This is a genomic window from Maritimibacter alkaliphilus HTCC2654, assembly GCF_000152805.1.
Lineage (GTDB): Bacteria > Pseudomonadota > Alphaproteobacteria > Rhodobacterales > Rhodobacteraceae > Maritimibacter > Maritimibacter alkaliphilus.
This window is the reverse complement of record NZ_CH902578.1, coordinates 681,744-702,783: the sequence shown is the minus strand read 5'-3', so window position 1 is coordinate 702,783 and position 21,040 is coordinate 681,744. Positions and strand designations below refer to the sequence as shown.

At 65.9% G+C, this 21,040-nt stretch carries 25 protein-coding genes; 13 read left to right on the top strand and 12 right to left on the bottom strand.

From position 1 onward, the window contains the following. The first annotated feature begins 116 nt into the window (after positions 1–116). A complete protein-coding gene (locus tag RB2654_RS04575) occupies positions 117–1,355 on the top strand; it encodes a hypothetical protein (protein WP_008328974.1) in 1,239 nt (412 codons plus the stop codon). Continuing rightward, positions 1,355–2,716 carry a cytochrome P450 gene (locus RB2654_RS04570; protein ID WP_040885448.1) on the top strand — a complete coding sequence of 454 codons (1,362 nt, stop codon included), beginning with the start codon at positions 1,355–1,357 and terminating at the stop codon, positions 2,714–2,716. Before RB2654_RS04575 ends, RB2654_RS04570 begins: the two co-directional genes overlap by 1 nt. Before the next feature lie 26 nt (positions 2,717–2,742). On the opposite strand, the gene RB2654_RS04565 is transcribed toward RB2654_RS04570, so the two are convergent. Together RB2654_RS04565 and mazG are read right to left on the bottom strand one after the other, a co-directional pair. Then, positions 2,743–3,744 (bottom strand): Fe(3+) ABC transporter substrate-binding protein, encoded by a 1,002-nt coding sequence (locus tag RB2654_RS04565; RefSeq protein WP_008328972.1) that lies wholly within the window; start codon positions 3,742–3,744, stop codon positions 2,743–2,745. 72 nt (positions 3,745–3,816) lie between these two features. Beyond that, positions 3,817–4,647 (bottom strand): nucleoside triphosphate pyrophosphohydrolase, encoded by an 831-nt coding sequence (mazG, locus tag RB2654_RS04560; protein WP_008328970.1) that lies wholly within the window; start codon positions 4,645–4,647, stop codon positions 3,817–3,819. Positions 4,648–4,753: 106 nt separating this feature from the next. Here mazG and speB point away from each other — a divergent pair, with 106 nt between their 5' ends. Continuing rightward, entirely contained in the window at positions 4,754–5,713 is a 960-nt protein-coding gene (gene speB, locus RB2654_RS04555) for an agmatinase (RefSeq protein WP_008328969.1), read from the top strand. 145 nt (positions 5,714–5,858) lie between these two features. Here speB and RB2654_RS04550 read toward each other — a convergent pair whose 3' ends face one another. Then, positions 5,859–6,203, bottom strand: a complete 345-nt coding sequence (locus RB2654_RS04550; protein ID WP_008328968.1) for a hypothetical protein — start codon at positions 6,201–6,203, stop codon at positions 5,859–5,861. A gap of 55 nt (positions 6,204–6,258) precedes the next feature. Here RB2654_RS04550 and RB2654_RS22275 point away from each other — a divergent pair, with 55 nt between their 5' ends. From RB2654_RS22275 to rpiB, 5 genes are all read left to right on the top strand, one after another. After that, positions 6,259–6,681 carry a DUF1499 domain-containing protein gene (locus RB2654_RS22275; RefSeq protein ID WP_008328967.1) on the top strand — a complete coding sequence of 141 codons (423 nt, stop codon included), beginning with the start codon at positions 6,259–6,261 and terminating at the stop codon, positions 6,679–6,681. Positions 6,682–6,943: 262 nt separating this feature from the next. Further along, positions 6,944–7,999: a peptide chain release factor 1 gene (prfA, locus tag RB2654_RS04540; RefSeq protein ID WP_008328965.1), complete on the top strand. Its 1,056-nt coding sequence runs from the start codon at positions 6,944–6,946 to the stop codon at positions 7,997–7,999. Continuing rightward, positions 7,996–8,835, top strand: coding sequence for a peptide chain release factor N(5)-glutamine methyltransferase (gene prmC / locus RB2654_RS04535; RefSeq protein WP_008328964.1), 840 nt, complete (start codon positions 7,996–7,998; stop codon positions 8,833–8,835). Before prfA ends, prmC begins: the two co-directional genes overlap by 4 nt. A gap of 225 nt (positions 8,836–9,060) precedes the next feature. Beyond that, positions 9,061–9,708, top strand: a complete 648-nt coding sequence (locus tag RB2654_RS04530; RefSeq protein ID WP_008328963.1) for a DUF4167 domain-containing protein — start codon at positions 9,061–9,063, stop codon at positions 9,706–9,708. Positions 9,709–9,808: 100 nt separating this feature from the next. Then, on the top strand, positions 9,809–10,249 hold the full coding sequence (rpiB, locus tag RB2654_RS04525) for a ribose 5-phosphate isomerase B (RefSeq protein WP_008328962.1): 441 nt from the start codon (positions 9,809–9,811) through the stop codon (positions 10,247–10,249). Between the two features lie 12 nt (positions 10,250–10,261). Here the strand turns inward: rpiB and RB2654_RS04520 are convergent, their stop codons facing one another. Both RB2654_RS04520 and RB2654_RS04515 read right to left on the bottom strand, forming a co-directional pair. Next, on the bottom strand, positions 10,262–11,407 hold the full coding sequence (locus tag RB2654_RS04520) for a hypothetical protein (RefSeq protein WP_008328961.1): 1,146 nt from the start codon (positions 11,405–11,407) through the stop codon (positions 10,262–10,264). Positions 11,408–11,542: 135 nt separating this feature from the next. Continuing rightward, complete coding sequence (locus RB2654_RS04515) at positions 11,543–12,088, bottom strand: peroxiredoxin (protein WP_008328960.1); 546 nt, start codon at positions 12,086–12,088, stop codon at positions 11,543–11,545. 308 nt (positions 12,089–12,396) lie between these two features. Between RB2654_RS04515 and lipA the strand changes: the two genes are divergently transcribed. The 3 genes from lipA to RB2654_RS04500 all read left to right on the top strand — a co-directional run bounded on the left by lipA (position 12,397) and on the right by RB2654_RS04500 (position 14,679). Next, positions 12,397–13,347: a lipoyl synthase gene (lipA, locus tag RB2654_RS04510; protein WP_040884397.1), complete on the top strand. Its 951-nt coding sequence runs from the start codon at positions 12,397–12,399 to the stop codon at positions 13,345–13,347. Further along, positions 13,344–13,766, top strand: coding sequence for a PaaI family thioesterase (locus tag RB2654_RS04505; protein ID WP_008328958.1), 423 nt, complete (start codon positions 13,344–13,346; stop codon positions 13,764–13,766). The genes lipA and RB2654_RS04505 overlap by 4 nt, the downstream gene beginning before the upstream one ends. A 79-nt stretch (positions 13,767–13,845) precedes the next feature. Beyond that, positions 13,846–14,679, top strand: a complete 834-nt coding sequence (locus RB2654_RS04500) for an endonuclease/exonuclease/phosphatase family protein (protein WP_161600679.1) — start codon at positions 13,846–13,848, stop codon at positions 14,677–14,679. A 3-nt stretch (positions 14,680–14,682) separates the two neighbouring features. On the opposite strand, the gene RB2654_RS04495 is transcribed toward RB2654_RS04500, so the two are convergent. Both RB2654_RS04495 and RB2654_RS04490 read right to left on the bottom strand, forming a co-directional pair. Further along, positions 14,683–15,570, bottom strand: coding sequence for a c-type cytochrome (locus tag RB2654_RS04495; RefSeq protein ID WP_008328956.1), 888 nt, complete (start codon positions 15,568–15,570; stop codon positions 14,683–14,685). Positions 15,571–15,638: 68 nt separating this feature from the next. Beyond that, complete coding sequence (locus RB2654_RS04490) at positions 15,639–16,112, bottom strand: c-type cytochrome (RefSeq protein ID WP_008328955.1); 474 nt, start codon at positions 16,110–16,112, stop codon at positions 15,639–15,641. A 90-nt stretch (positions 16,113–16,202) separates the two neighbouring features. Between RB2654_RS04490 and RB2654_RS04485 the strand changes: the two genes are divergently transcribed. After that, entirely contained in the window at positions 16,203–17,066 is an 864-nt protein-coding gene (locus tag RB2654_RS04485; protein ID WP_050771932.1) for a LysR family transcriptional regulator, read from the top strand. Here the strand turns inward: RB2654_RS04485 and RB2654_RS23675 are convergent. Together RB2654_RS23675 and hpt are read right to left on the bottom strand one after the other, a co-directional pair. Then, the gene (locus RB2654_RS23675) at positions 17,056–17,241 is read right to left on the bottom strand and encodes a hypothetical protein (RefSeq protein WP_008328953.1); all 186 of its coding nucleotides are present in this window, start codon (positions 17,239–17,241) and stop codon (positions 17,056–17,058) included. The genes RB2654_RS04485 and RB2654_RS23675 overlap by 11 nt on opposite strands. Before the next feature lie 3 nt (positions 17,242–17,244). Then, positions 17,245–17,787 (bottom strand): hypoxanthine phosphoribosyltransferase, encoded by a 543-nt coding sequence (gene hpt, locus RB2654_RS04475; protein ID WP_008328952.1) that lies wholly within the window; start codon positions 17,785–17,787, stop codon positions 17,245–17,247. 82 nt (positions 17,788–17,869) lie between these two features. On the opposite strand from hpt, the gene RB2654_RS04470 reads away from it, so the two are divergent. Then, positions 17,870–18,316 (top strand): type II toxin-antitoxin system RatA family toxin, encoded by a 447-nt coding sequence (locus RB2654_RS04470; RefSeq protein WP_008328951.1) that lies wholly within the window; start codon positions 17,870–17,872, stop codon positions 18,314–18,316. Between the two features lie 12 nt (positions 18,317–18,328). Here the strand turns inward: RB2654_RS04470 and RB2654_RS04465 are convergent, their stop codons facing one another. The 3 genes from RB2654_RS04465 to RB2654_RS23175 are packed head-to-tail and all read right to left on the bottom strand — an operon-like array spanning position 18,329 to position 20,953. Beyond that, positions 18,329–19,276 (bottom strand): site-specific tyrosine recombinase XerD, encoded by a 948-nt coding sequence (locus tag RB2654_RS04465; RefSeq protein WP_008328950.1) that lies wholly within the window; start codon positions 19,274–19,276, stop codon positions 18,329–18,331. Continuing rightward, positions 19,273–20,823: a hypothetical protein gene (locus RB2654_RS04460; protein WP_040884396.1), complete on the bottom strand. Its 1,551-nt coding sequence runs from the start codon at positions 20,821–20,823 to the stop codon at positions 19,273–19,275. Before RB2654_RS04460 ends, RB2654_RS04465 begins: the two co-directional genes overlap by 4 nt. Further along, entirely contained in the window at positions 20,816–20,953 is a 138-nt protein-coding gene (locus RB2654_RS23175; protein WP_008328948.1) for a hypothetical protein, read from the bottom strand. The genes RB2654_RS04460 and RB2654_RS23175 overlap by 8 nt, the downstream gene beginning before the upstream one ends. Positions 20,954–21,040: the final 87 nt, after the last annotated feature.

The following is a 21,040-nucleotide window of genomic DNA, read 5'->3' as shown; positions in this document are numbered from 1 at the left end:
CCCTCCGAGGTATTTTCGGACCGAAGAAGAGGGCGGGCCTGCGCCCGGATTGTCGCGTGAGGGGCTTATTTTCGCCGGAAACGGGGGCTATCGTTTCGCGAAAGAGGCAGTGAGCGATGACGGACGGGCAGGGACAGAGCGTGAGGCGGCGGCGGGTGTTCTACATCCCCGGCTACGACCCGATTCATCCCCGCCGCTACCGCGAGCTTTACCGCAGCGAAGGGGCCGCGCAGGCGCGGATCTCCGGCTACGAAATCGGGCTGGTCGGGCGGCAGGGCGGCGCGACCTATGGCTGGCAGGTCGATGGCGCGATCGAGGGCGGCGAGGTCGAGGCGGAGTTCGACGTGCTGGTCTGGTCCGACATCGTGCGCACATCGATGGAGCTGAACATTCCCCAGACCTATCTGCTGATGGCGCGCACGGCCTGGACCTATATCGGGTCGGGGGCGCTGTGGCGACTGATGCGGTTGCGCAAGGGGCCGGTGATGGCCGCGCTCTATCCGGTCGGTATGCTGATCCTGCAACTGGTCGTCGCGCTGCTCGCGGGCTGGATCGTAGGCGGCATTCTGAAATGGGCGGTGGGCGCGGTTCTGTCCGGCATCCTGCCGCATCTCGTGTTCTGGCTGGCGCTCGTCGCCGTGCTGGTGGTCGTGCTGCGCGCGTTCCGGCGTTACGACAACAAGCTGTTCGTCTATTACCTCATGCACGATTACGCCTATTCCGCACGCTCTCGGGGGGCCAATCCGCCGGAGCTTGAGGCGCGGATCGCCGCGTTCGCGGACCAGATCGCCGCCGCGCTTGCCGAGGACGTGGACGAGGTGCTGGTCGTCGGCCATTCGTCGGGCGCGCATCTCGGCGTGTCGATCCTTGCCGATCTGGACCGGGCCCGGCGCATTCCGGCGGACGGGCCCGGGCTTGGCTTTCTCACGCTGGGGCAGGTGGTGCCGATGGTGTCGTTCCTCAGCGATGCCGACCGGCTCAGACGCGATCTGCACGACCTGTCCACCAGCGACAGCCTGTTCTGGCTCGACGTGACCGCGCCCGGGGATGGCTGTGCTTTCGCACTGTGCGATCCGGTGGCGGTGTCGGGGGTCGCGCCCGAGGGGCAACGCTGGCCGCTTGTGATCTCGGCGGCCTTCACCCAGACCCTCAGCCCGGAACGTTGGAAGGAATTGCGCTGGCGGTTCTTCCGGCTGCATTTCCAGTATCTCTGCGCCTTCGACCGTCCCGGCGACTATGACTATTTCCGCATCACGGCAGGGCCGCTCACGCTGGCCGAGCGGTTCGCGGGGCGGGCCCCATCGCAAAGCGCGATCAGGGTGGCGGCGTCGAAATTCACGAGCATGGCGTCATGATGCAGCCGCCCAAGCCCGCCCCGCGTCCGGGCCGCGTATCGCTGCGCCGTTATGCGCGGCTCTTTCGCGAGGATATCCTGTCGGCCCAGCCCGGCCACCTATACCGTGCGTGGATGGCCGAGTTCCGCACACCGCTCTTCCGGTCCTATCTCTGCAACGACCCGGCGCTGACGAAAATGGTGCTGAAGGAGCGCCCCGACGATTTCCCGAAATCCGACCGCATCCGCGAAGGTTTGGCCCCGCTTCTGGGCAATTCGGTCTTCGTGACCAACGGCGAGACGTGGAAGCGGCAACGCCGGATCATCGACCCGGCCTTCGAAGGCGGTCGGCTGCGCGACACGTTTCCGGCGATGTGGGCGGCGGGGCAGGCGGCCGAGGCACGGATGGAGACGCTTGTGGGTCAGGCGGTCGATATCGAGCCCGAGACCAGCCATGCCGCCGCCGATGTGATCTTTCGCACCCTGTTCTCTGTCCCCATCGAGGATCGGACCGCCTCGCGCGTGTTCGAGAAATTCCGCGAGCACCAGCGCGCGCAACCGGTCCTGAACCTTGGCGCGGTGCTGCCCTTGCCGAAGTGGTTTCCCCGTTTTCACAGCCGGGCGACCAAACGGACGGCGGCCGAGATTCGCGCGCTCATCACGCAGATGACGGCGGACCGCATGGCGGCGATCGAGGCAGGCACGGCACCCGACGATCTGGCGACCAAGATTATGACGACCCGCGATCCGGTCACGCACGAGACCTTCGATACCGCCGAGATGGTCGATCAGGTGGCGATCTTCTTTTTGGCGGGGCATGAGACTTCGGCCTCGGCCCTGGCCTGGACGCTCTACCTGCTCGCCCTGTTCCCCGAGTGGCAGGACAGGGTGGCGGAGGAGGCGCGGGCCCATCTGGGCGACACGCCGGAGTTCGGGACCGTGTCGCGCCTGCGGATCGCGCGCGACGTGTTTCGCGAAGCTCTGCGGCTCTACCCCCCGGTGCCCATGATGGTGCGCGAAGCGGCCTGTCCCGAGCATTTTCGGGACCGTGACGTGCCGAAGGGCGCGCAGATCGTTCTCAGCCCGTGGCACCAGCACCGGCATGAGCGCTTGTGGGAGCGGCCGGACGACTTCGATCCGGGCCGGTTCGCGACCGAGAACGGCAAGACCTGTCTGCGTGAGGCCTATATGCCGTTCTCGGCGGGGCAACGGGTCTGCACCGGGGCCGGGTTCGCGATGGTCGAAGGACCGCTCCTTCTGGCCATGCTTCTGCGCCGGTTCCGGTTCGAGACGGTCGAGGGCAGACCGGCCATGCCGGTCGCCCATCTGACCGTACGCGGCAAGGATGGCATCTGGCTCAGGATCGAGCGCCGTTCCCCCTGACCGCCGGACGGTGTGACCCGAAGGGGTCAGCCGTCGTAGTCGACTTCCTGCGTGATGCGCAGCGCGTCGGGGCGCAGTTTGGCCAGATCCATCAGCGCCACATCATCGGCGGTGAAGCTGCCCCAGCTTTCGACCATCGGCGCGTTCGGCACTTCGGGGTCCACCGGGTATTCGTGCACGGCTTCGGCATAGATTTCCTGCGCCTTGTCCGAGGCGAGGAACTCCATGAACGCCAGCGCGTCTTCGCGGTGCGGCGCGGCCTTGGTCATCGCCATGCCCGAGACGTTGACGTGCGTGCCGCCACCTTCGAACACCGGAAACTCGATGCGAACCGAGTTGGCCCATTCGGTCTGTTCCGGGTCGTCCAGCATTTCGCCCATGTAATAGGTGTTGCCCAGCGAGATGTCGCATTCGCCGGCCCAGATCGATTTGACCTGCGCCCGGTCGTTGCCCTGCGGCTTCATCGCGAGGTTGGATTTCACGCCTTCGAGCCAGGCTTTCGCGCCCTCTTCGCCCATGTGGTGAATCGCCGCCGAGGTTAGCGCGACCATATAGGCATGGGTGCCGGACCGGGTGCAGATGCGCCCCTCCCATTTCGGGTCCGCGAGATCCTCGTAGGTCGTGACTTCGCCCTCGGCCACGCGCTCTTTCGAGGCATAGACGACGCGGGCGCGGGTGGTCAGTGCGAACCACTGGTTGTCGGGGTCGCGCAGGTTCTCCGGGATCTGCGTGGTGAGCGTTTCGCTGTCGACCGGCTGGGTCACGTCGGCGGCCACCAGTTCGGCAAGGCGCGAGATGTCGGTGGTCAGGATCACATCGGCGGGCGAACGCTGCCCTTCGGCCTGAAGCCGTTCGACCATGCCGGTGTTCAGGAAGGCCACGTTTACCTCGATCCCGGTGTCCTCGGTGAAGGCATCGACCAGCGGCTGAATGAGCTCCGGCTGGCGGTAGGAATAGACGTTGACCTCGGCGAGCGCCGGCATCGCGGTCGCGGCAAGGCAGGCGGCGGTGATGGTGGTGCGGAACATGGAATCCTCCGTATTGCGTTCGCCCGCGTTAAATCTGACTAAATTCGTCAGGTCAATACCGCACGGAAACAATCAGGAATTCGCGCCGGCCTTCTCCTCGGCCTTCACGGCCTCCCAGAGCGCATCCATCTCGGCAAGGTCGCTGTCCTCGGGGCGTTTGCCCATCGCCTGAAGCCGCGCTTCTATCCCCCGGAAGCGGCGCACGAATTTGGCATTGGTGCCGCGCAAGGCCGCCTCCGGATCGACCTTCAGATGCCGCGCCACGTTGGCCAGCACGAAGAAAAGATCCCCGATCTCTTCGGTCAGTTCCGCGTGCGACAGGTGATCCCGCGCCTCGACCACCTCGCGCGCCTCCTCGGCCACCTTGGCGAGCACCGGCTCGAGGTCGGGCCAGTCGAAGCCCACTCGTGCGGCCCGTTTCTGAAGCTTCACCGCCCGCAAGAGCGCGGGCAGGCCCAGCGCCACATCGTCGAGCACCCCGCCACGATCCCGCGCCGCACGCTCGGCGGCCTTGATCGTCTCCCAGTCCACGGTCTGTTGTTCGGCGGACTTGTCGCGGGTTTCGTCCCCGAACACATGGGGGTGGCGCGCGACCATCTTGTCCGACATGGTGTTGGCCACGTCGTCGATGTCGAACAGCCCGCGTTCGGACGCCATCTGGGCGTGAAACACCGACTGGAACAACAGATCGCCCAATTCGCCGCGCAGCTCACCCCATGCTTCGCGCTCGATCGCGTCGGCCACCTCATAGGCCTCTTCGATGGTATAGGGCGCGATGGTCGCGAAATCCTGCTCGATGTCCCACGGGCAGCCCGTGTCCGGGTCGCGCAGGCGCCGCATGATCTCGACCAACCGGGGGATGCCGCCTGCCGGGTCGTGCACGATGTCGTCCGAATTCGTCATGAGCGTCTCCTTCGTCCGAACCCGTAGCAAAGCGGGCCGCGCATCGCCAGAGCTTGCGGGGGATGCGGCCCGGTGGCACCCTGCGCGCGACCATTGAGGAGGCACCATGTCGCTCGAAGACGCACAGAACGAAGTCGATGTCGCATTCACGCGGGACGAGATGAAGGGACTCGCGTTCGAGAACACCTTCGCGGGCGCGACCAGTTTCCTGCGCCGCCGTTACACCAAGGATCTGACCCATGCCGATATCGCGGTCACGGGCATTCCGTTCGATCAGGCGGTGACCAACCGGCCCGGCACGCGCCTCGGCCCGCGCGCGATCCGCGAAGCCTCTGCGCTGCAAACCCCCGAACCTCCCTATGGCTGGGATTACGACGTGATGTCGACCTTCGCCATCGCCGATTACGGCGACATGGCCTTCGATTACGCGGCCCCGGTCGAGATCCGCGACCGGATCGAACGCCACATCGCGGGTATCCTCGCGCAGGATTGCGCGGTGGTGACGCTGGGCGGCGACCATTCGATCACGCTTCCGATCCTGCGCGCCCATGTGGCGAAGCACGGGCCCTTGGCGCTCATCCAGTTCGACGCCCACACCGACAGCTGGGAAAACCCGGACCCGACCCGCGTGGATCACGGCACCTTCGTCTACACCGCAGTCGAGGAGGGGCTGATCGACACCGCGCATTCCGTCCAGATCGGCATCCGCACCGTGAACGAGGACACCCTCGGCATCACCGTGATCGACGCGCCCGAGGTGCACGACATAGGTCCGAACGCGGTCGTCGAGCGGATCAAGTCGGTCGTGGGCGACGCGCAGGCCTATCTCACCTTCGATATCGACGGGCTCGACCCGGCTTTCGCCCCCGGCACCGGCACCCCGGTCTGGGGCGGGCTCACCTCGGCGCAAGCGGCGGCGATCCTGCGCGGGCTCAAGGGCACGATTATCGTCGGCGGCGATATCGTCGAGGTGTCGCCCCCCTTCGACCCCACGGGCGCCACGGCCATCGCGGGCGCGCATGTCGCGGTCGAGATCCTCAGCCTCTGGGGCTACACCCGCCGCTGATCCCTTCTCTGTTTCAAAAAAAACCTCGGAGGGTGGACCGGATTTGCCTGCAAATCCGGTCAGGGAGGCTGGCCTCCCTCCGCCCGCGCGGGCCCGCCCGCAGGCGGGCCCGTGCTGACAATGTGCGGGCGCAAGCCCGCTCCGCTTACTCGCAGCGGGCCCATTCGGCGACGAACCCGTCGCGGATGACATAGACCCCTTCACCCGAGTGCATCAGCATGACGCGCTCGGTATAGGTGGTCCCTTCGGCGGAACATTCCATATCGTAAAGCGTCGCCTCCATCCCCGTGACACCGACCGGGTTCATAAGGTCGCAGGTGTTCTCGACCCCCATCAACTGCCCGTCTTGGATGGCCACGGCGCCCCCGTCCATGCCGATGGTCTGACAGGACCAGCCGGTCATGCCGGACGGGTAATAGACCCCGTCGTATGCCTGGGCGAGCACCGCTGCGGGCAGGGTGGCCGCGATCACGAATATCCGCAAAACCATGGTCTTCCTCCGAAATGCCGTTAACCTGAGCCTAAGCTAACAGGTCGGAGGCCAAATGCTCCTGAAAATCATCGGCGTTCTCGTCGCGCTCGTCATCGTCTTCGGACTCTGGGTCCGGGTGTCACCGCTGCCGCAGGACCGCCTGAGTGCGAAGCCCGGCCCGGATGCCGAGGGCGTCCATCCCTCGATCGGCGGGATCAAGGTGGTCCGCCCATTGTCGGACCTGCCGGAAAACGCGCTGGACAGAATGGTCGAGATCGCGGCCGCCACCCCGCGCACCGAGCGGATCGGCGACGGCACCGACCCCGCCACTTTCGTTACGCGCTCAAAGCTTTGGGCATTCCCGGATATCGCGGTGATCTGGGTCGAGGACGGCAATCTGCATGTTCAGTCGCATCTCGTGTTCGGCAAGGGCGACATGGGGGTGAACGCGGCCAAGGTCACGCGCTGGTTCGACCGGCTCGAAGCGGAGGCGTGAGGACACGCACATCTCGCCCGTCGGTTTCCACGATGGCGTGTTCAGCGTCATCTCGCAGCGCGCCATGAAGGCGCGGCCATCGACCGTCATGCAGATTTCCTGCCCCAGTTCGACCCGCGCGCCCTCGCGATCCGTGCAGAAGCAGTCGGGATCGGCCAGGGCCGGCGCGGCGGTGAAAAGCAGGAGGAACAGGGCGCGCATGGGTTACGGTAGCCGATAACACGGGCTTGACCAAATCACGGCTTTGCGCGACGAGACCCGGATGGTGCCACTCGACAAACTCGACGCGATCACACAGCGATTCCAATTCCTTGAGGCGAAGATGTCTCAGGGCTTGTCAGGCGACGAAATCGCCGAGGTCGGGCGCGAATATGCCGAACTGAAACCTGTGGTCGAGGAAATCGCGGCCTTCCGCCAGCTTCTGTCGGACATCGAAGACGCCGAGGCGATGCTGTCGGACCCGGAAATGCGCGAACTGGCGGAAGACGAATTGCCGGGTTTGCGTGAGCGGCTTCCGGTCATGGAGCAGGCGATGCGGGTGGCACTCCTTCCGCGTGATGCGGCGGATGCGCGCCCCGCGATGGTCGAAATCCGGCCCGGCACGGGCGGTGACGAGGCGTCGCTCTTCGCGGGCGATCTGCTGCGCATGTACCAACGCTATGCCGAGGCGCGGGGTTGGAAATTCGACACGCTGGAGCAAAGCCTGACCGAGGTGGGCGGCGTGAAAGAGGTCGTGGCGCGGGTCTCGGGCGACGGCGTCTTTGCCCGGCTGAAGTTCGAAAGCGGCGTGCACCGGGTCCAGCGGGTGCCGGAAACCGAAAGCGGTGGGCGCATCCACACATCGGCGGCCACGGTGGCGGTGCTGCCCGAGGCCGAGGATGTGGACATTCACATCGACCCCGCCGACATCCGCATCGACACCATGCGCGCCTCCGGGGCGGGTGGCCAACACGTCAACACGACCGATTCCGCCGTGCGCATCACGCACATCCCCACCGGGATCGTCGTGACCAGCTCGGAAAAATCCCAGCACCGCAACCGCGAGATCGCGATGCAGGTGCTGAAAACCCGGCTGTTCGACGCCGAACGCCAGCGCGCCCATGACGAACGCGCCTCGGCCCGCAAGGCGCAGGTGGGGTCGGGCGACCGCTCGGAACGCATCCGCACCTATAATTTCCCGCAAGGTCGCATGACGGACCACCGGATCAACCTGACGCTCTACAAGCTGGGCGACGTGATGCAGGGCGATCTGGACGAGGTGATCGACGCGCTGATCGAGGCGGATCAGGCCGCGAAACTGGCGGAGCTCGAAGGGTGATCCTGTCGGGCGCGCTGGCGATGGGCACCACACGGCTGCGCGAGGCGGGGATCGACGGTGCGGCGCGCGACGCCCAGCTCCTCCTCGCTCAGGTCTTGCGGATTGAGGTCATGCGGCTTTCGTTGGAGCGCGACATGCAGGTCTCGCCCGCCGACATGCTGGCTTACGAGGATATGCTCGACCGCCGGATCGCGCGCGAGCCGGTGTCGAAGATCATCGGGCGACGGCAGTTTTGGGGCCGGGATTTCACGGTCACCCGCGACGTACTGGACCCGCGCCCCGAAACCGAGACGCTGATCGCCGAGGCTCTGACCGGCGCGCCGCCGTCGCGCATTCTCGACCTCGGCACCGGATCGGGCATCCTCGCCATCACGCTGCTCGCCGAATGGCGCGAGGCTTTCGCGGTCGCCACGGACCTGTCGGACCCCGCGCTGAAGGTCGCTGCGCGCAATGCGACGCTGAACGGGGTGGACAACCGTCTGACCTTCCTCGCCTCGGATTGGTTCGCGCGGGTTCAGGGCCGCTTCGACCTGATCGTGTCCAACCCGCCCTATATCGCCGCGGACGAAATGCCCTCGCTCGCGCCCGAAGTGCTGGGGTTCGACCCGCAGATGGCGCTCACCCCCGGTGGGGACGGGCTGGACCCATACCGCAAGATCGCGGCCGGGGCGCTGGCCCATATGGACCCGGGCGGGCGATTACTGGTGGAAATCGGGTTTCGGCAGGGCCGCGCCGTGTCCGACATTTTCGCGGCGGCAGGGCTTGACGACGTGCGGATTCACCCCGACATGGATGGAAGGGACCGGGTGATCGGTGCCCGCGCCCCGCTTTCCTAACGATTTCTCAGGGTTTTCACGTCACATAGTGGCAAAAATCCCCGGTTATCTTACGGAAACGACAAAATGCCCCTTGTCACGCCCTGACCTGCGTGTTTACTCAAGGATAGCACCTGATGAGGCCGTTCGCCTCTCGGTGCGACAAGCCGAAAAGCCGGACCGCAGAGACGCAGCGGAGGAGTTGCGCGGACCGAGAGCCAGAAAACAGGCTGGATACAGGAACTTATGAGATCTTCGAAATCACGTTCGCGCGGGAAGAACAACCGCAACCGCTCCCCCTCTAACAACATCAACCGGGTCTTCGACAGCTCCGGACCCGAGGGCAAGGTGCGCGGCACCCCGCAGCAGATCATCGACAAGTACACGCAATTGTCGCGCGATGCCTTCCTCGGCAACGACCGCGTGGCGGGCGAGAACTTTCAACAGCATGCCGAGCACTATGCGCGCCTGCTGTCCGAAGCCCAGAAGGACGCCGAGGCCAAGCGCCAGCAGAACCAGCCCCAGCAGGGCGGGAACAGCGGCGGCAACGGCCAGAACGACAATCAGTCGAACGGCAACAACGACGGCAACGGGAACAACCAGCGCAAGAACCGCGATGCCCAGCGCCGCGAGGAAAAGCAGAACCGCGATCGGTCGAACGACAATTACGATCCCGGTTCGTCGCCGCAGCCGGACGTGATCGAAACGGCGCAGGACGACGACAACGGTCTGGTCGAAACGCCGGAGAACGCGCAGAAGGCGGACGATACGCACGCCGAAAAGCCGAAAAAACCCCGCGCCCCGCGCAAACCCCGCGCCAAGAAGCCCGAAGGCGACATGGCCGAGGCCACGCAGGGCGCCAGCGACGGCAGCACGCCGGAAGCGGCGGAATAAGCCGCGGCGACAGTCGGGAAAACGGGCCGCCACGCGCGGCCCTTTTCATGTCTGGGCGCCCGGGCTACACGGGGGCGCAATTCCAGCGAAGTGACCCGAAATGACCCAGAACAAACGCATCGTCCTGTCCAGCGACCACGCGGCCATCGAGCTGCGCCAGACCATCGCCAAGCATATCGAGGCTGAGGGGTGGGAGGCCGTGGATATCGGTCCGACCACGCCTGAAAGCACGCACTACCCGCTGCACGGCCAAGCGGCGGCGCAAAAGGTCGCCTCGGGCGAGTGCGCGCTGGGGATCATCCTGTGCGGCACCGGGCAGGGCATCATGATGGCGGCGAACAAGGTCGCGGGCATCCGGTGCGGCGTCTGCTCCGACACGTTCTCGGCCCGGATGATCCGCCAGCACAACGACGCGAACATCCTGTCGCTTGGCGCGCGGGTCGTGGGCGAGGGGCTCGCGCTCGACATCGTGGACGCGTTTCTGAACGCCGAATTCGAAGGCGGGCGGCACGCGACGCGGGTGGAGATGATCGAGGGCTGAGGGCTCGTCCGCTCAGTCGTTTTCATAGGCCAGCAGCTTCACCTCGCCGGAGCGCAGCGCGACCGCGTAAAGCCGGAACGCGCCCGCATCCGGATAGGCCGGCCCTGACGGGCCCGAGGCCGAGACGAGCAGCCAGCCATCGCGCAACAGGTGCGGGACCAATGGCGGTCCGTGTTCGTTGCCGTAATCGAACAGATCGGTGAGCCCCGGAAATCCGATCGTCGGGACGAAGGTGGATGTCATGGCGCCGTCCTGCGTGAAGGCCCGGATATCCCCCGGCCGGGAAAAGGCTCCGGTCAGGATGACCTGCCCGGTGGCGGGATCGAAGAGCAGGGCGGAGGCGTCATAGTCGTTCAACTCCGCGATGACCCGCCAAGCGCCCGTGAGCGCGTCGACGGCATAAAGATACCCCGGCCCGCCATAACTCACCGCAAAGACGGTGTGCGAGGATGGGTCATACACGCTCGCAGCGGGCAGGAGGATGGCGGGCACATCCCCCGTGATCGGCAGGAACCGTAGGCCGGAAGGGTCCGACAGCGTCACCCCCGTCTCATCGAACCGCACGTCGGGACCGCCCGTTTCACCCGGCGTCTCGATCCATCCCCGCAACTCGGGGGGCAGGTCGCGCGGGTCTGCGAGGTGATCGGCAAGATAATCGCGCGACAGTCCCGGCGTCGCACGGTCCACCCGGTCGACCCTGAGGGCGGCCCGCCCGGCTTTGTGCAACGCGGTGAAGCTGGCGATGCGGTCGATCCCGAACCTGTCCCCAACGGTGTCGAGCATCGCGCGAAAATCCGCGCCCACAGGCCCGAAGACGAGGGGCAGGTCGGGGCCCTCTTCGATCTGCATGGGAATACCCGACAGGGTGACGCGGGCGGGCGCGTCGTCCGGCCCGTCCCTGACCACCTCAGTTATGTGGGTGCCCTCGGCGCCCTCGATCCGCCAATGCGCCTGGCCGCCGTCGATCAGAACCAGCGCCACATCCGAACCGGGGCGATCGACCAGCAGATTGATCTCGGGCAGAGCGTAGAAATCGTCGGTCTGGCGACCTTGTCCGACCGAAACCACGTGCACCTCGACATCGGCGAGGGCCGGCAGGCCCACGACGAAGGCCAGAAAAGCCAGCGCAAGGCGCGCGGATTTCCGTTTCGCTGACATGGTGCCCGGTCCACCCTCCCTGTCCTCATGGGGCCAAGACGAGTCTAGCGCCGGGCGGGGTGTCGGTCGAGTTGGCCGGGGGCACGAAAAAGGCCGCCCCGAAAGGCGGCCTTCGACGTTACGCAAGGGGCGCGATCAGGCCGTGGCCGTCGCGTTTTCCTTGAGCCATTTCAGCACGTTCTCGGGCGAGCTTTCGCCGTAGGGGTCTTCGCCGTGGTTGTCGCACATGCCCGGCTCTACAAAGAGCGCCTCGATCACGCCGTCGTTCACGATGGCCGCATAGCGCCACGAGCGGGCCCCGAAGCCGAGGTTGTCCTTGGCGACCAGCATCCCCATCGCCTTTGTGAATTCACCCGAACCGTCCGGGATCACCTTGACGTTGGTCAGGCCTTGATCGATGGCCCATTTGTTCATGACGAAGCTGTCGTTGACCGACATGCAGTAGATCTCGTCGATGCCCTGCGCGGCGAAATCCGAAAAGCCCTTTTCAAAGCCCGGAAGCTGGTAAGTCGAACAGGTCGGCGTGAAGGCACCGGGGAGCGAGAACAGCACGACGCGCTTGCCCGCGAAGTAATCGTCCGAGGTCATGTCCTGCCAGCGGAACGGGTTCGGGCCCCCGACGCTTTCATCGCGCACGCGGGTTTTGAAGGTGCAGGCGGGGATACGATCACCGACGTTCATGGGTCTCTCCTGAGTTCTTGTACAAACTTGATGCTTTCCGTCTGGAATCGCCGGAAAGTTTACAGGAGTTCTAAGATCATACTGCACGCGCAGAGACAATGCTGCGGCGCAACATGGCAGATATGCGGGCGGGCGCGAAGGCTTCGACGGTCGAAAATTTGCGCGTTCGGGGCGCGATTGCCCGCGCCGGTCGCGCATCTCAAACCGAATCCGGTGGCCAGCCATGACCCGGTTGCATAACGGACGCCCGGTTTTCGCGGTGACATTCAGGGCCGAATGGATATATGTGGGGCAGAACGGAGGACATCATGCGTGACCTGAAGATCCCGGCGAGCCGCCATCCCGAGAAAGCTCATCGCCCGGACAATGCCCAGCCCAAGAAACCCGATTGGATCAGGGTGAAGGCGCCGGGTGGCCAGGGCTATGCCGATACCCACAGGATCATGCGCGAGCACAAGCTCTCGACCGTCTGCGAAGAGGCCGGGTGCCCAAATGTGGGCGAGTGTTGGTCGCAGGGCCACGCCACCATGATGATTATGGGCGAGATCTGCACGCGCGGCTGCACCTTCTGCAACGTGGCCACAGGCCGCCCGGATGCGCTCGACGTGTTCGAACCGGGGCGGGTGGCCGATGCGGTCAAGAAGCTGGGCCTCAATCACGTGGTCATCACCAGCGTCGACCGGGACGATGTGGACGACGGCGGGGCCGAGCATTTCGCCATGACGATCCGCGCTGTGCGCAAGCAGGCCCCCGGCACCACCATCGAAATCCTCACGCCCGACTTCCTGAAATCCAGCCCCGGCGCGCTGGAAACGGTGGTCGAGGCCAAGCCGGATGTGTTCAACCACAACCTCGAAACCGTGCCGGGGCTGTATCCCAGCGTGCGGCCCGGTGCCCGGTATTTCCATTCGCTGCGGCTGTTGCAGCGGGTTAAGGAACTCGACCCGAGCATGTTCACCAAGTCGGGGATCATGGTGGGGCTGGGCGAGGACCGTCAGGGCGTCATGCAGGTCATGGACGACATGCGGGCGGCCGACATCGACTTCCTCACCATCGGGCAATACCTGCAACCGACGCCCAAGCACCACGCGGTCGATCGGTTCGTGACGCCGGACGAGTTCAAGAGCTACGAAAAGGCCGCCTACGGCAAGGGATTCCTGATGGTGTCGGCCACGCCGCTCACCCGGTCGTCCTATCATGCCGGTGACGATTTCGCGCGGCTTCGCGACGCGCGGAACGCCAAACTCGGCCTCGCGTGACCGACGACGACATCGAGGCGCTCGGGCGCGACATCATCGCCCGGCAGCCCTTCGCGGCTGAAATCGGCGTCGAACTCGTCGCGCTGTCGCTCGGAAAATCCGAACTGCGCCTTGGTCTGGAAGCCCGGCACACCCAGCACCTCGGCATGGCGCATGGCGGCGTGGTGGCGACACTGGCCGACATGGCGCTCGCCTTCGCGGGCGGTCCGCTCATGGGCGAGGGCAGCGTGACGCAGGAGTTCAAGATCAACTACTTGCGCCCCGGAAAGGGCGAGGCCTTGGTGGCGCGTGCCGAAGTCGTCGGTTCGGGCCGCAGTCAGGCCGTCGTGCGCGCGGACGTGTTCGCGGTGTCCGGCGGGACGGAAAAACTATGTGCGACCGCGCAGGGCACGATCATGCGTGCGGCGAGCAGGTCATAATCTAGCGGAATTCCTGCCTCTCCATCCACGCGCTGCGGGGCTATCCTTGATGCATTGATTGCAGAGATTGGAGCGCGTCGTGGATCTGAAAGTCCTGTCGTGGAACGTCGAACATTTCACTGGCGCAGGCACCGGAAGCCGGCGCGACCGGGTGGCGCGGGTGGCGGGTTACGTGGCGGGGGAAGCGCCGGACATCTTCGCGATCATGGAGGTGGAATCGGGCCGGGTGTTTTCCGAATTCGTCAACCGTATGCCCGGCTATGTCTTCGCGATCACCGAGGGGCCGCAGACGCAGGAAACGCTCATCGGCATCCGCCACGGGATCACCGCCTTCATGACCCAGAAGAACGAGTTCAAGCGCAACAACCCCGGTCTGCGCCCCGGTGCGCTGGTGACGGTCACCGCACCGGATGGAAGCCACCTGCCGATCCTGTTCAATCACCTCAAAAGCCTGCCGTCGCCCGAGGGCTTCGGTTTGCGCGACGCCATGTTCGAAAAGGCCTTCGGACTGAAAAGAACGCTGGACGGCGTGTCGGAGGGGTTGGGGCAGGAGGTGCGGTTCATCCTCGCTGGTGACCTCAACACCATGGGCATGACGTTGAAGGACAGCGATCAGGACATCACGGCGGCCGAGGAGATCGCGCGGCTCGATCGGCGGTTTCGCCGTTACGGGATGGTGCGTCTGCCCAAGACCCATGACACGACGTTCAACAATGGTTCGACGTCATCTTACGCGCCGGCCGACCTCGACCATGTGTTCGCGACCGAGACGCTGACCTTCGTCGATCAGGGGCAGGGCGCCAAGGTTCATGTCGGGGGATGGGCGGTCGAGGCGGAGGACGCCTCGCGCGACGACTGGATCGCCCGGTTCTCGGACCACGCGCCGCTCATGTTCACTGTCACGGGGCTGTGACGCTCACTCCAACGGCAGCGCCTTCACATAGGCCGCGACCGCTGCGCGATCCTCCTCCGACAGTTGGGAAAGGTTCTCGACGACCAGCGCCATGTGCCCGCCTGCCGAGTCGAACTCGGGCGTAAAGCCGGAGGTGAAATATTCCACCAGTTCGCCTTCGGACCACGACATTTCCGGCGGCGTCAGATCGGGGAACGATCCGCGCCCGGCGGGGTTCGGGGCACCCGTCATCCAGTCGGCCCCGGTCTTGAGCCCGCCCAGCGCGTTGCGCGGCGTGTGACATTCGGCGCAATGGGCCATGCCCTCGACGATCTCGCGCCCGCGGGTGAGCTCCGGCGACAGGTCGCCCTGCATCACCCAGTCGTCGGTCAGAAACAGCAGTTTCCACCCGCCAAGCGAGGCGCGGATGTTGAACGGAAAGCCCACCTCGTGCGGCTGGGACGGCGTGCCATCGGCGGGAAGCGTCTGCATATAGGCGTGCAGGTCGACCACGTCCTGCGGCGCCATGTGGATATACGCGCCGTAAGGCAGGACGGGGTAGTAATGCTGACCTTCGGGCGACGTGCCGTGATGCAGCGCGTTCCACAGGTCGATCGCCGCCCAGTCGCCGATCCCGGCCTCGGGGTCCATCGAGATATTGGGCGCGCGGAAGGTGCCGAAGGGCGAGGCGAAGGGTTGCCCGCCCGCCAGCACCAGCTTGTCCTCGGCATCCGCGTCCTCGGCCATGTGGCACGAGGCGCAGCCTGCGGCGATGAACACCTGCTCGCCATGCGCCGTGTCCGGGGTGAGGCCCGCCAGCAGCTCGGCATCGTCCGTTTTGGGCCGCGTCACCCACAGGCCGATGGCGGCCACGATGACGGCGAGCACGACAAGACGAACGATCCAGCGCATGAGGGTCTCCTTACATCAAAAAGACCGGGCCGCATCGGGCCCGGTCGTTCAGCAGCCGTGTCCGCCGCTTATTCGGGTTGCCTGTAAGCTTTGTGACAGTCACCGCAGGCCCCGCCAAGGGGACCAAACGCAGATTTGAGCGAATCGAGCCCTTCGCCCGCCGCCGCTTCCATCGCGACCGCGGCTTCGTTCAGGGCGACCGCCTTTTCGATCACGCCGTCCATGTCGGTCCAGATCGCGGGCAGGGCGCGGCTGCCGTCGACATCGTCCGCCGAGGTGCCCGGCGCCCACATCGGTCCGGCGGCAAGGCTGGACAGTTTCACGATGTTCGACGCGGCGGCGCTGGCGGCTTCGGCGTCATAGTCCATCTTGTCCTGCGCCATCGCGCCGAGCGTGCCGAGGTTGAAGGCGTAAAGCTGCATCTGTGCATGGCGCGCCTTCACCGCGGCGGGCAGGCCCTGCTCGTGGCTGGCTGCGGGCAGAACGGTGGCGAACGTGCCGGCGGCCGCGAGGCCCAGAAGCGCGCTGCGAATGGTAATCATGGCTGTCTCCCTGTGGATTTTGGCTTCTTGCGACGCTAGCTGTTGGAAAATGAAGGTGAAGTCGGGAAAATCGCAAAGGGTCTGTGCGAAATGAAACAGATGGACTGGGAAGATCTGCGCTACGTCCTTGCCGTGGCGGACAAAGGCTCGCTCTCGGGGGCGGCGCGCAAGCTTGGCGTCAACCATGCCACGGTTCTCAGACGGGTGAACGCCTTCGAGGAAAACATGGGGATTGCCGTGTTCGACCGCACCGCGCGCGGCTATCGCATCGCCCCGCGACGGCGCCGGGTGCTCGACGCGATGCAGGCGGTGGAGGAGGCGGCGCTCGGGGTCGAGCGGGCCATCACGGCGGCGCGATCACCGCTGGCGGGCGTGGTGCGCGTCACGTCGACCGACACGCTTTGCCTGGGCATCCTGCCGGAAATCATCGCGGCGGTGCAGCTTGGCGCGGAGGGGTTGGAAATCGAACTCAGCTCACAGAACCAGCACGCCGACCTCGCCCGGCTCGACGCCGACATCGCGGTGCGTCCCGCCGCCAAGCTGCCCCCGGAACTGACCGGCGTGGTCGCCGCCCGGCTGGGCATGTCGGTCTACGGCGCACCCGGAGGGCGGGACGCGTGGCTGGGCCTGTCCGGCAACCTTGCCCGCATCACGCTGGGCGAGAAGATCAAAGAGATCACCGGCGAGGCGCATATCGGGGCCCGCTGCGACAGTTTTCCCGTGTTGCGGGAAATGGCCGCCGCCGGGCAGGGCCGCGCGATCCTGCCCTGCATTCTGGGCGATCCCGATCCCCGGCTCGAACGGCTGGATGGGCTGATCGCGGCGACGGCGGTGGACCTCTGGGTCGCGTCCCACGTCGATCTGGCCGAAGTGCCGCGCATCCGGGCCGTTCGCGACCTTATCATCGCCGGGCTCGAACGCGCGGCCCCGCGGCTCCTCGGCGCTACCGGGTGATCTTTCCGCCCGGCGTGTTGTCCATCGTCAGCCAGTCTGGCCAGCCGACCAGGCGTTCGATCCCGAAGAGGACGAGGCACAGCGCGACCACGATAAGGAACAGTTTCACCTGTTTCTCGCCCGGCGGGTTGCGCGCCCATTTCGCCATGCGAAAGAACTGGCGCATGTTGAACACGGCTCAGGCCCCGTCGGTGAAGCGCACGGCCCCGATGAAGGGCAGGTTGCGGTTTCGCTGGGCGTAGTCGATGCCGTAACCGACCACGAATTCATCCGGAATTTCGAACCCGATCCAGTCGGCCTTCACATCCACCTCGCGCCGCGTCGGCTTGTCGAGAAGCGCGATACAGGACAGCCGTTTCGGCTCCCGCGATTTCAACAGGCCGATCACGTGTTTCAGCGTGTGTCCGGTGTCGACGATATCCTCGACCACCAGCACGTCACGCCCCGCGATCTCGCCGCGCAGATCCTTGAGGATGCGCACCTCGCGGCTCGTCACCGTGGAATTGCCATAGGACGAGGCTTCGAGGAAATCGACCTCGACCGGCAGGTCGAGCTCGCGCACCAGATCCGCGATGAACACGAAAGACCCGCGCAAAAGCCCCACGACCACCAGCTTGTCGGTGCCCTTGAAGCGCGCTTCGATCTCTTTCGCCAAGGCCTCGATCCGGGCCGCGATGGCCTTGGCCGAGATCATTTCGTCTATGACATATGGCCGCGACATGAACCCGACTCCCGCTCGCCCCCTTGCATCCGGGCCCTACCTTATGGAATTTGCGCCCCGAGTCACGGGCCGAAGGGGCGACATGCCGACACATAGCGAAAAACGGGTTCTGCCCTACACCGCGCAGCAGATGTACGATCTTGTCGCGGACGTTGGGAAATACCCCGAATTCCTGCCGTGGAACGCGGCGGCGCGGTTGCGCAAGGTCACGCCGCAGCCCGACGGGACCGAGGTGATGGAAGCCGACCTCGTGATCTCGTTCCGGGTGTTCCGCGAACGCTTCGGCAGCCGCGTGGTGCTGGACCCGGCAAACATGCGCATCGACACCGAATACCTCGACGGCCCCTTCAAATACATGAAAAGCTATTGGCAGTTCCGCGATGTCGAGGGCGGGTGCGAGGTCGAGTTCTTCGTGGATTTCGAATTCAAGAACATGGTGCTGCAAAACCTGATCGGCGTGGTGTTCAACCAAGCCATGCAGCGCATCGTGCGGGCTTTCGAGGACCGGGCCAAGGCGCTCTACGGCTAGGCACGCGCCCGGTCAGGTCACGCCGCCCTTTTTCGCCAGCGGATGATGGCTCAGGACAAGTTCCTTCAGCCGTTCGTCCAGCACATGCGTGTAGATTTCGGTCGTCGACACGTCGGCATGACCCAGAAGCGTCTGGATCGCACGCAGATCGGCGCCGTGGGCCAAAAGATGCGTCGCGAAGGCGTGGCGCAGTCGGTGGGGCGTGACGGTTTCGGGCGACACGCCGGCGGCCACCGCGATATCCTTGATGAGGCCGTGAAAGCGATGGCGCGTCAGGTGGCCGTCCTTGCCGGTCGACGGGAACAGAAAACGCGAAGGCTTCGCGCCCTTGGAACGGGCCGCGTCTTCGGCCGCGTCGCGCACGTCGAGCCAGGCGGCGAGCGCCGCGCGTGCAGGTGGCGAAAGCGGGACCATGCGTTCCTTGCCGCCTTTGCCCATGACGAGAAGCATCCGTGGATCGCCGCGCGCGGCCGAAACGGGCAGGGTGACAAGCTCGCTCACCCGCATTCCGGTGGCGTAGAGCACCTCCATCATGCAGGCGTTGCGCAGCCGGTCCGCATCGGTCCGCCCATGCTGCCTGGCCGCGTTCAGCAGGCGTTCGACGTCGTCCTCGGACAGTGTCTTTGGCAGGCGTCTGGCCTTGCCCGGCCCGGTGATGCGCAGGGTCGGGTTGTCTGTGCGCCAGCCTTCCTCAAACGCGAAACGGTAGATCTGCTTGATCGCGGATAGCCGCCGCGCGCGGGTGGAAACGGCAAGGCCCTGTGCCTCGCAATCGATCAGATAGGCCTCGACCGTGGCCCGGTCGGCGCCCCCGAAATCCTCACCCATCCGATCAAGGTATCCCGAGAAGTCCTTGAGATCACGTCCATAAGCGAGCAGCGTGTTCTGCGAGGCGTCCAGTTCGGCGGCCTGCGCCTCCAGAAACGCCGAAATCCACAGGTCCGGCGAGCGCGGGCTCATCCGCGCCGCTCCAGAATGAGGAAATCGAGGGCCGCGCGACGCGCCACATCCTCAAGCCCGATCGCGCGGAACAGGGCGAGCGCATCGGCCACCTCGTCGAAATCGCCTCGGGTGCCGACGGTGAAGTCGCTGATCGCGGCGAGGATCGCTTCGCCCAGCCGATCACCATCGACCAGATCGGCGTAGCGGCCCGGGATAGCGGTGGCCGAGAACCCGTCCGCCACCGCCCTAGCCGCGTCCGTGGGCGGGGTCAGGCCCGCCACATTGCCCTGAGCGACGCCCGCCAGAAACCGATCCATCGCGCCGGCGGGGTCCGCTTCCAGCGCGATGATCTCATACCGGTCGCCCAGCAGGCCCATGTGAAACGCGATGTCGGCGGCTTCGCCCTTCAGGTCCATCCCGGCGATGGTCTGCCCGTAAAGCCGCGCGATGGGCATGTCGAGTTCGGCGGCTTGCAGGGCGGACCATGCGCGCGGCAGGATCACCTCGACCGCGCGGGGATTGCCCTCGCTGACGGCGCGGTCCAGATCCTGCACCAGCCGAACACGCTCCCACACGCCGCCGGAGGCGGCCGGTTCGCGCAGCGTGTAGAGCCCCAGAAGCTGATTGTCCGAAAGGGCGCCCGCGCGGGCCAACCGTTCGCCCGCCTCGACCTGCGCCTTCCAGCCGATATTCGAGCGCAGGTCGGCATGGGCGAAGGCGCGTGGCAGATTGGTGGTCGGCACAGGTTCCCCGATGGCCTCGAACAGCCGAAAGGCCAGCGGCGTCATCGGGCGCGGCGGTTCGGGCGGCGCTTCGTCCTCGAACAGATCGGGGTCGAGGAAACGCGCGAGAAGCAGGTCTTCGTCCTCGGTGATCTCGCCCAGCGCGCGGGCGTTGCCCATGACAAGAACGGCACCGTCCCAGTCCCCGGCACGCGCCAGACAAAAGACACGGGCCGGGTAGGTGGGCGACAGGTCCGGCGCGGCCTCCATCGCGCGGCAGACCTCGTCCTCCTGACCGATCAGAAGGGCCGCGTCGAACCAGCGGCGCACGATATCGGGTGTCGCGGCCCCGGCCTGCGTGAGGAGCGCGTGGGCTTCCTCCACCGCGCCCATGTCCAGCAGCTTGTCAATCCGGGCGAGGAACACGGCCTGCCCGTCACCGCCGCCGGCCTGCGGCGGATCGAGTTCGGCCAGCAAAATCTCGGTCAGGAGCGATTGCAGGGCCGGGAGCATATCGGACCGCTCGTCGGAAATGCGGCGCACGACATCCTCGGGCTGTGATGCGCCCCACAGGTCGGCGGGCAACCCCGTCACATGCGGTGCAAGCAGACCGATGGCATCCGGGCGCGGTCCCGACGAGGCGTCCAGCGGAGCGACCGTGATCGCGGCGACCTCGGCCCCGGTCGTCTCACCCGCGCCATTCGACGGGCCGAGCGGCACGTCGGCGGGTTCGTTCACGCTGTCGGACAGCCAGTTGATCGCGGACATCGGCGCGCCCGGATCCTGCGCGAGGGCCAGCCCCGGCGCGATGAAAAGGACGAGGGCGGCGGCGGTCCTAGCCATCATCCAGCGTCACCGAGAGCGAATTCTCGGACGCAGGCGGCTTGAGGTCCCCGACGAGCGCATAGCCCGCGATGCCGATTGCCCCGAGTATCACGATTGTCGCGACGAACTTTATGAGCCGCCAAAGCATTGGGTCCCCTTTGTGCCTCTGTCTCTGCCCGATCTTGCCTGATCACGGGTTTGCCCCCGCGTGCAGTTCATATATGGCATGTCCGGC

What these genes read in the sequence shown, in the direction of transcription:
- RB2654_RS04550 (WP_008328968.1), bottom strand. Translation starts at nt 6,203, where the DNA reads ATGGTTTTGCGGATATTCGTGATCGCGGCCACCCTGCCCGCAGCGGTG.
- speB (WP_008328969.1), top strand. Translation starts at nt 4,754, where the DNA reads ATGTCGCTCGAAGACGCACAGAACGAAGTCGATGTCGCATTCACGCGG.
- RB2654_RS04495 (WP_008328956.1), bottom strand. Translation starts at nt 15,570, where the DNA reads ATGCGCTGGATCGTTCGTCTTGTCGTGCTCGCCGTCATCGTGGCCGCC.
- prfA (WP_008328965.1), top strand. Translation starts at nt 6,944, where the DNA reads ATGGTGCCACTCGACAAACTCGACGCGATCACACAGCGATTCCAATTC.
- RB2654_RS23175 (WP_008328948.1), bottom strand. Translation starts at nt 20,953, where the DNA reads ATGCTTTGGCGGCTCATAAAGTTCGTCGCGACAATCGTGATACTCGGG.
- RB2654_RS04515 (WP_008328960.1), bottom strand. Translation starts at nt 12,088, where the DNA reads ATGAACGTCGGTGATCGTATCCCCGCCTGCACCTTCAAAACCCGCGTG.
- RB2654_RS04465 (WP_008328950.1), bottom strand. Translation starts at nt 19,276, where the DNA reads ATGAGCCCGCGCTCGCCGGACCTGTGGATTTCGGCGTTTCTGGAGGCG.
- RB2654_RS04520 (WP_008328961.1), bottom strand. Translation starts at nt 11,407, where the DNA reads ATGTCAGCGAAACGGAAATCCGCGCGCCTTGCGCTGGCTTTTCTGGCC.
- lipA (WP_040884397.1), top strand. Translation starts at nt 12,397, where the DNA reads ATGCGTGACCTGAAGATCCCGGCGAGCCGCCATCCCGAGAAAGCTCAT.
- RB2654_RS04530 (WP_008328963.1), top strand. Translation starts at nt 9,061, where the DNA reads ATGAGATCTTCGAAATCACGTTCGCGCGGGAAGAACAACCGCAACCGC.
- RB2654_RS04575 (WP_008328974.1), top strand. Translation starts at nt 117, where the DNA reads ATGACGGACGGGCAGGGACAGAGCGTGAGGCGGCGGCGGGTGTTCTAC.
- RB2654_RS04470 (WP_008328951.1), top strand. Translation starts at nt 17,870, where the DNA reads ATGCCGACACATAGCGAAAAACGGGTTCTGCCCTACACCGCGCAGCAG.
- rpiB (WP_008328962.1), top strand. Translation starts at nt 9,809, where the DNA reads ATGACCCAGAACAAACGCATCGTCCTGTCCAGCGACCACGCGGCCATC.
- RB2654_RS04565 (WP_008328972.1), bottom strand. Translation starts at nt 3,744, where the DNA reads ATGTTCCGCACCACCATCACCGCCGCCTGCCTTGCCGCGACCGCGATG.
- RB2654_RS04570 (WP_040885448.1), top strand. Translation starts at nt 1,355, where the DNA reads ATGCAGCCGCCCAAGCCCGCCCCGCGTCCGGGCCGCGTATCGCTGCGC.
- RB2654_RS04460 (WP_040884396.1), bottom strand. Translation starts at nt 20,823, where the DNA reads ATGGCTAGGACCGCCGCCGCCCTCGTCCTTTTCATCGCGCCGGGGCTG.
- hpt (WP_008328952.1), bottom strand. Translation starts at nt 17,787, where the DNA reads ATGTCGCGGCCATATGTCATAGACGAAATGATCTCGGCCAAGGCCATC.
- RB2654_RS04490 (WP_008328955.1), bottom strand. Translation starts at nt 16,112, where the DNA reads ATGATTACCATTCGCAGCGCGCTTCTGGGCCTCGCGGCCGCCGGCACG.
- RB2654_RS04485 (WP_050771932.1), top strand. Translation starts at nt 16,203, where the DNA reads ATGAAACAGATGGACTGGGAAGATCTGCGCTACGTCCTTGCCGTGGCG.
- RB2654_RS22275 (WP_008328967.1), top strand. Translation starts at nt 6,259, where the DNA reads ATGCTCCTGAAAATCATCGGCGTTCTCGTCGCGCTCGTCATCGTCTTC.
- mazG (WP_008328970.1), bottom strand. Translation starts at nt 4,647, where the DNA reads ATGACGAATTCGGACGACATCGTGCACGACCCGGCAGGCGGCATCCCC.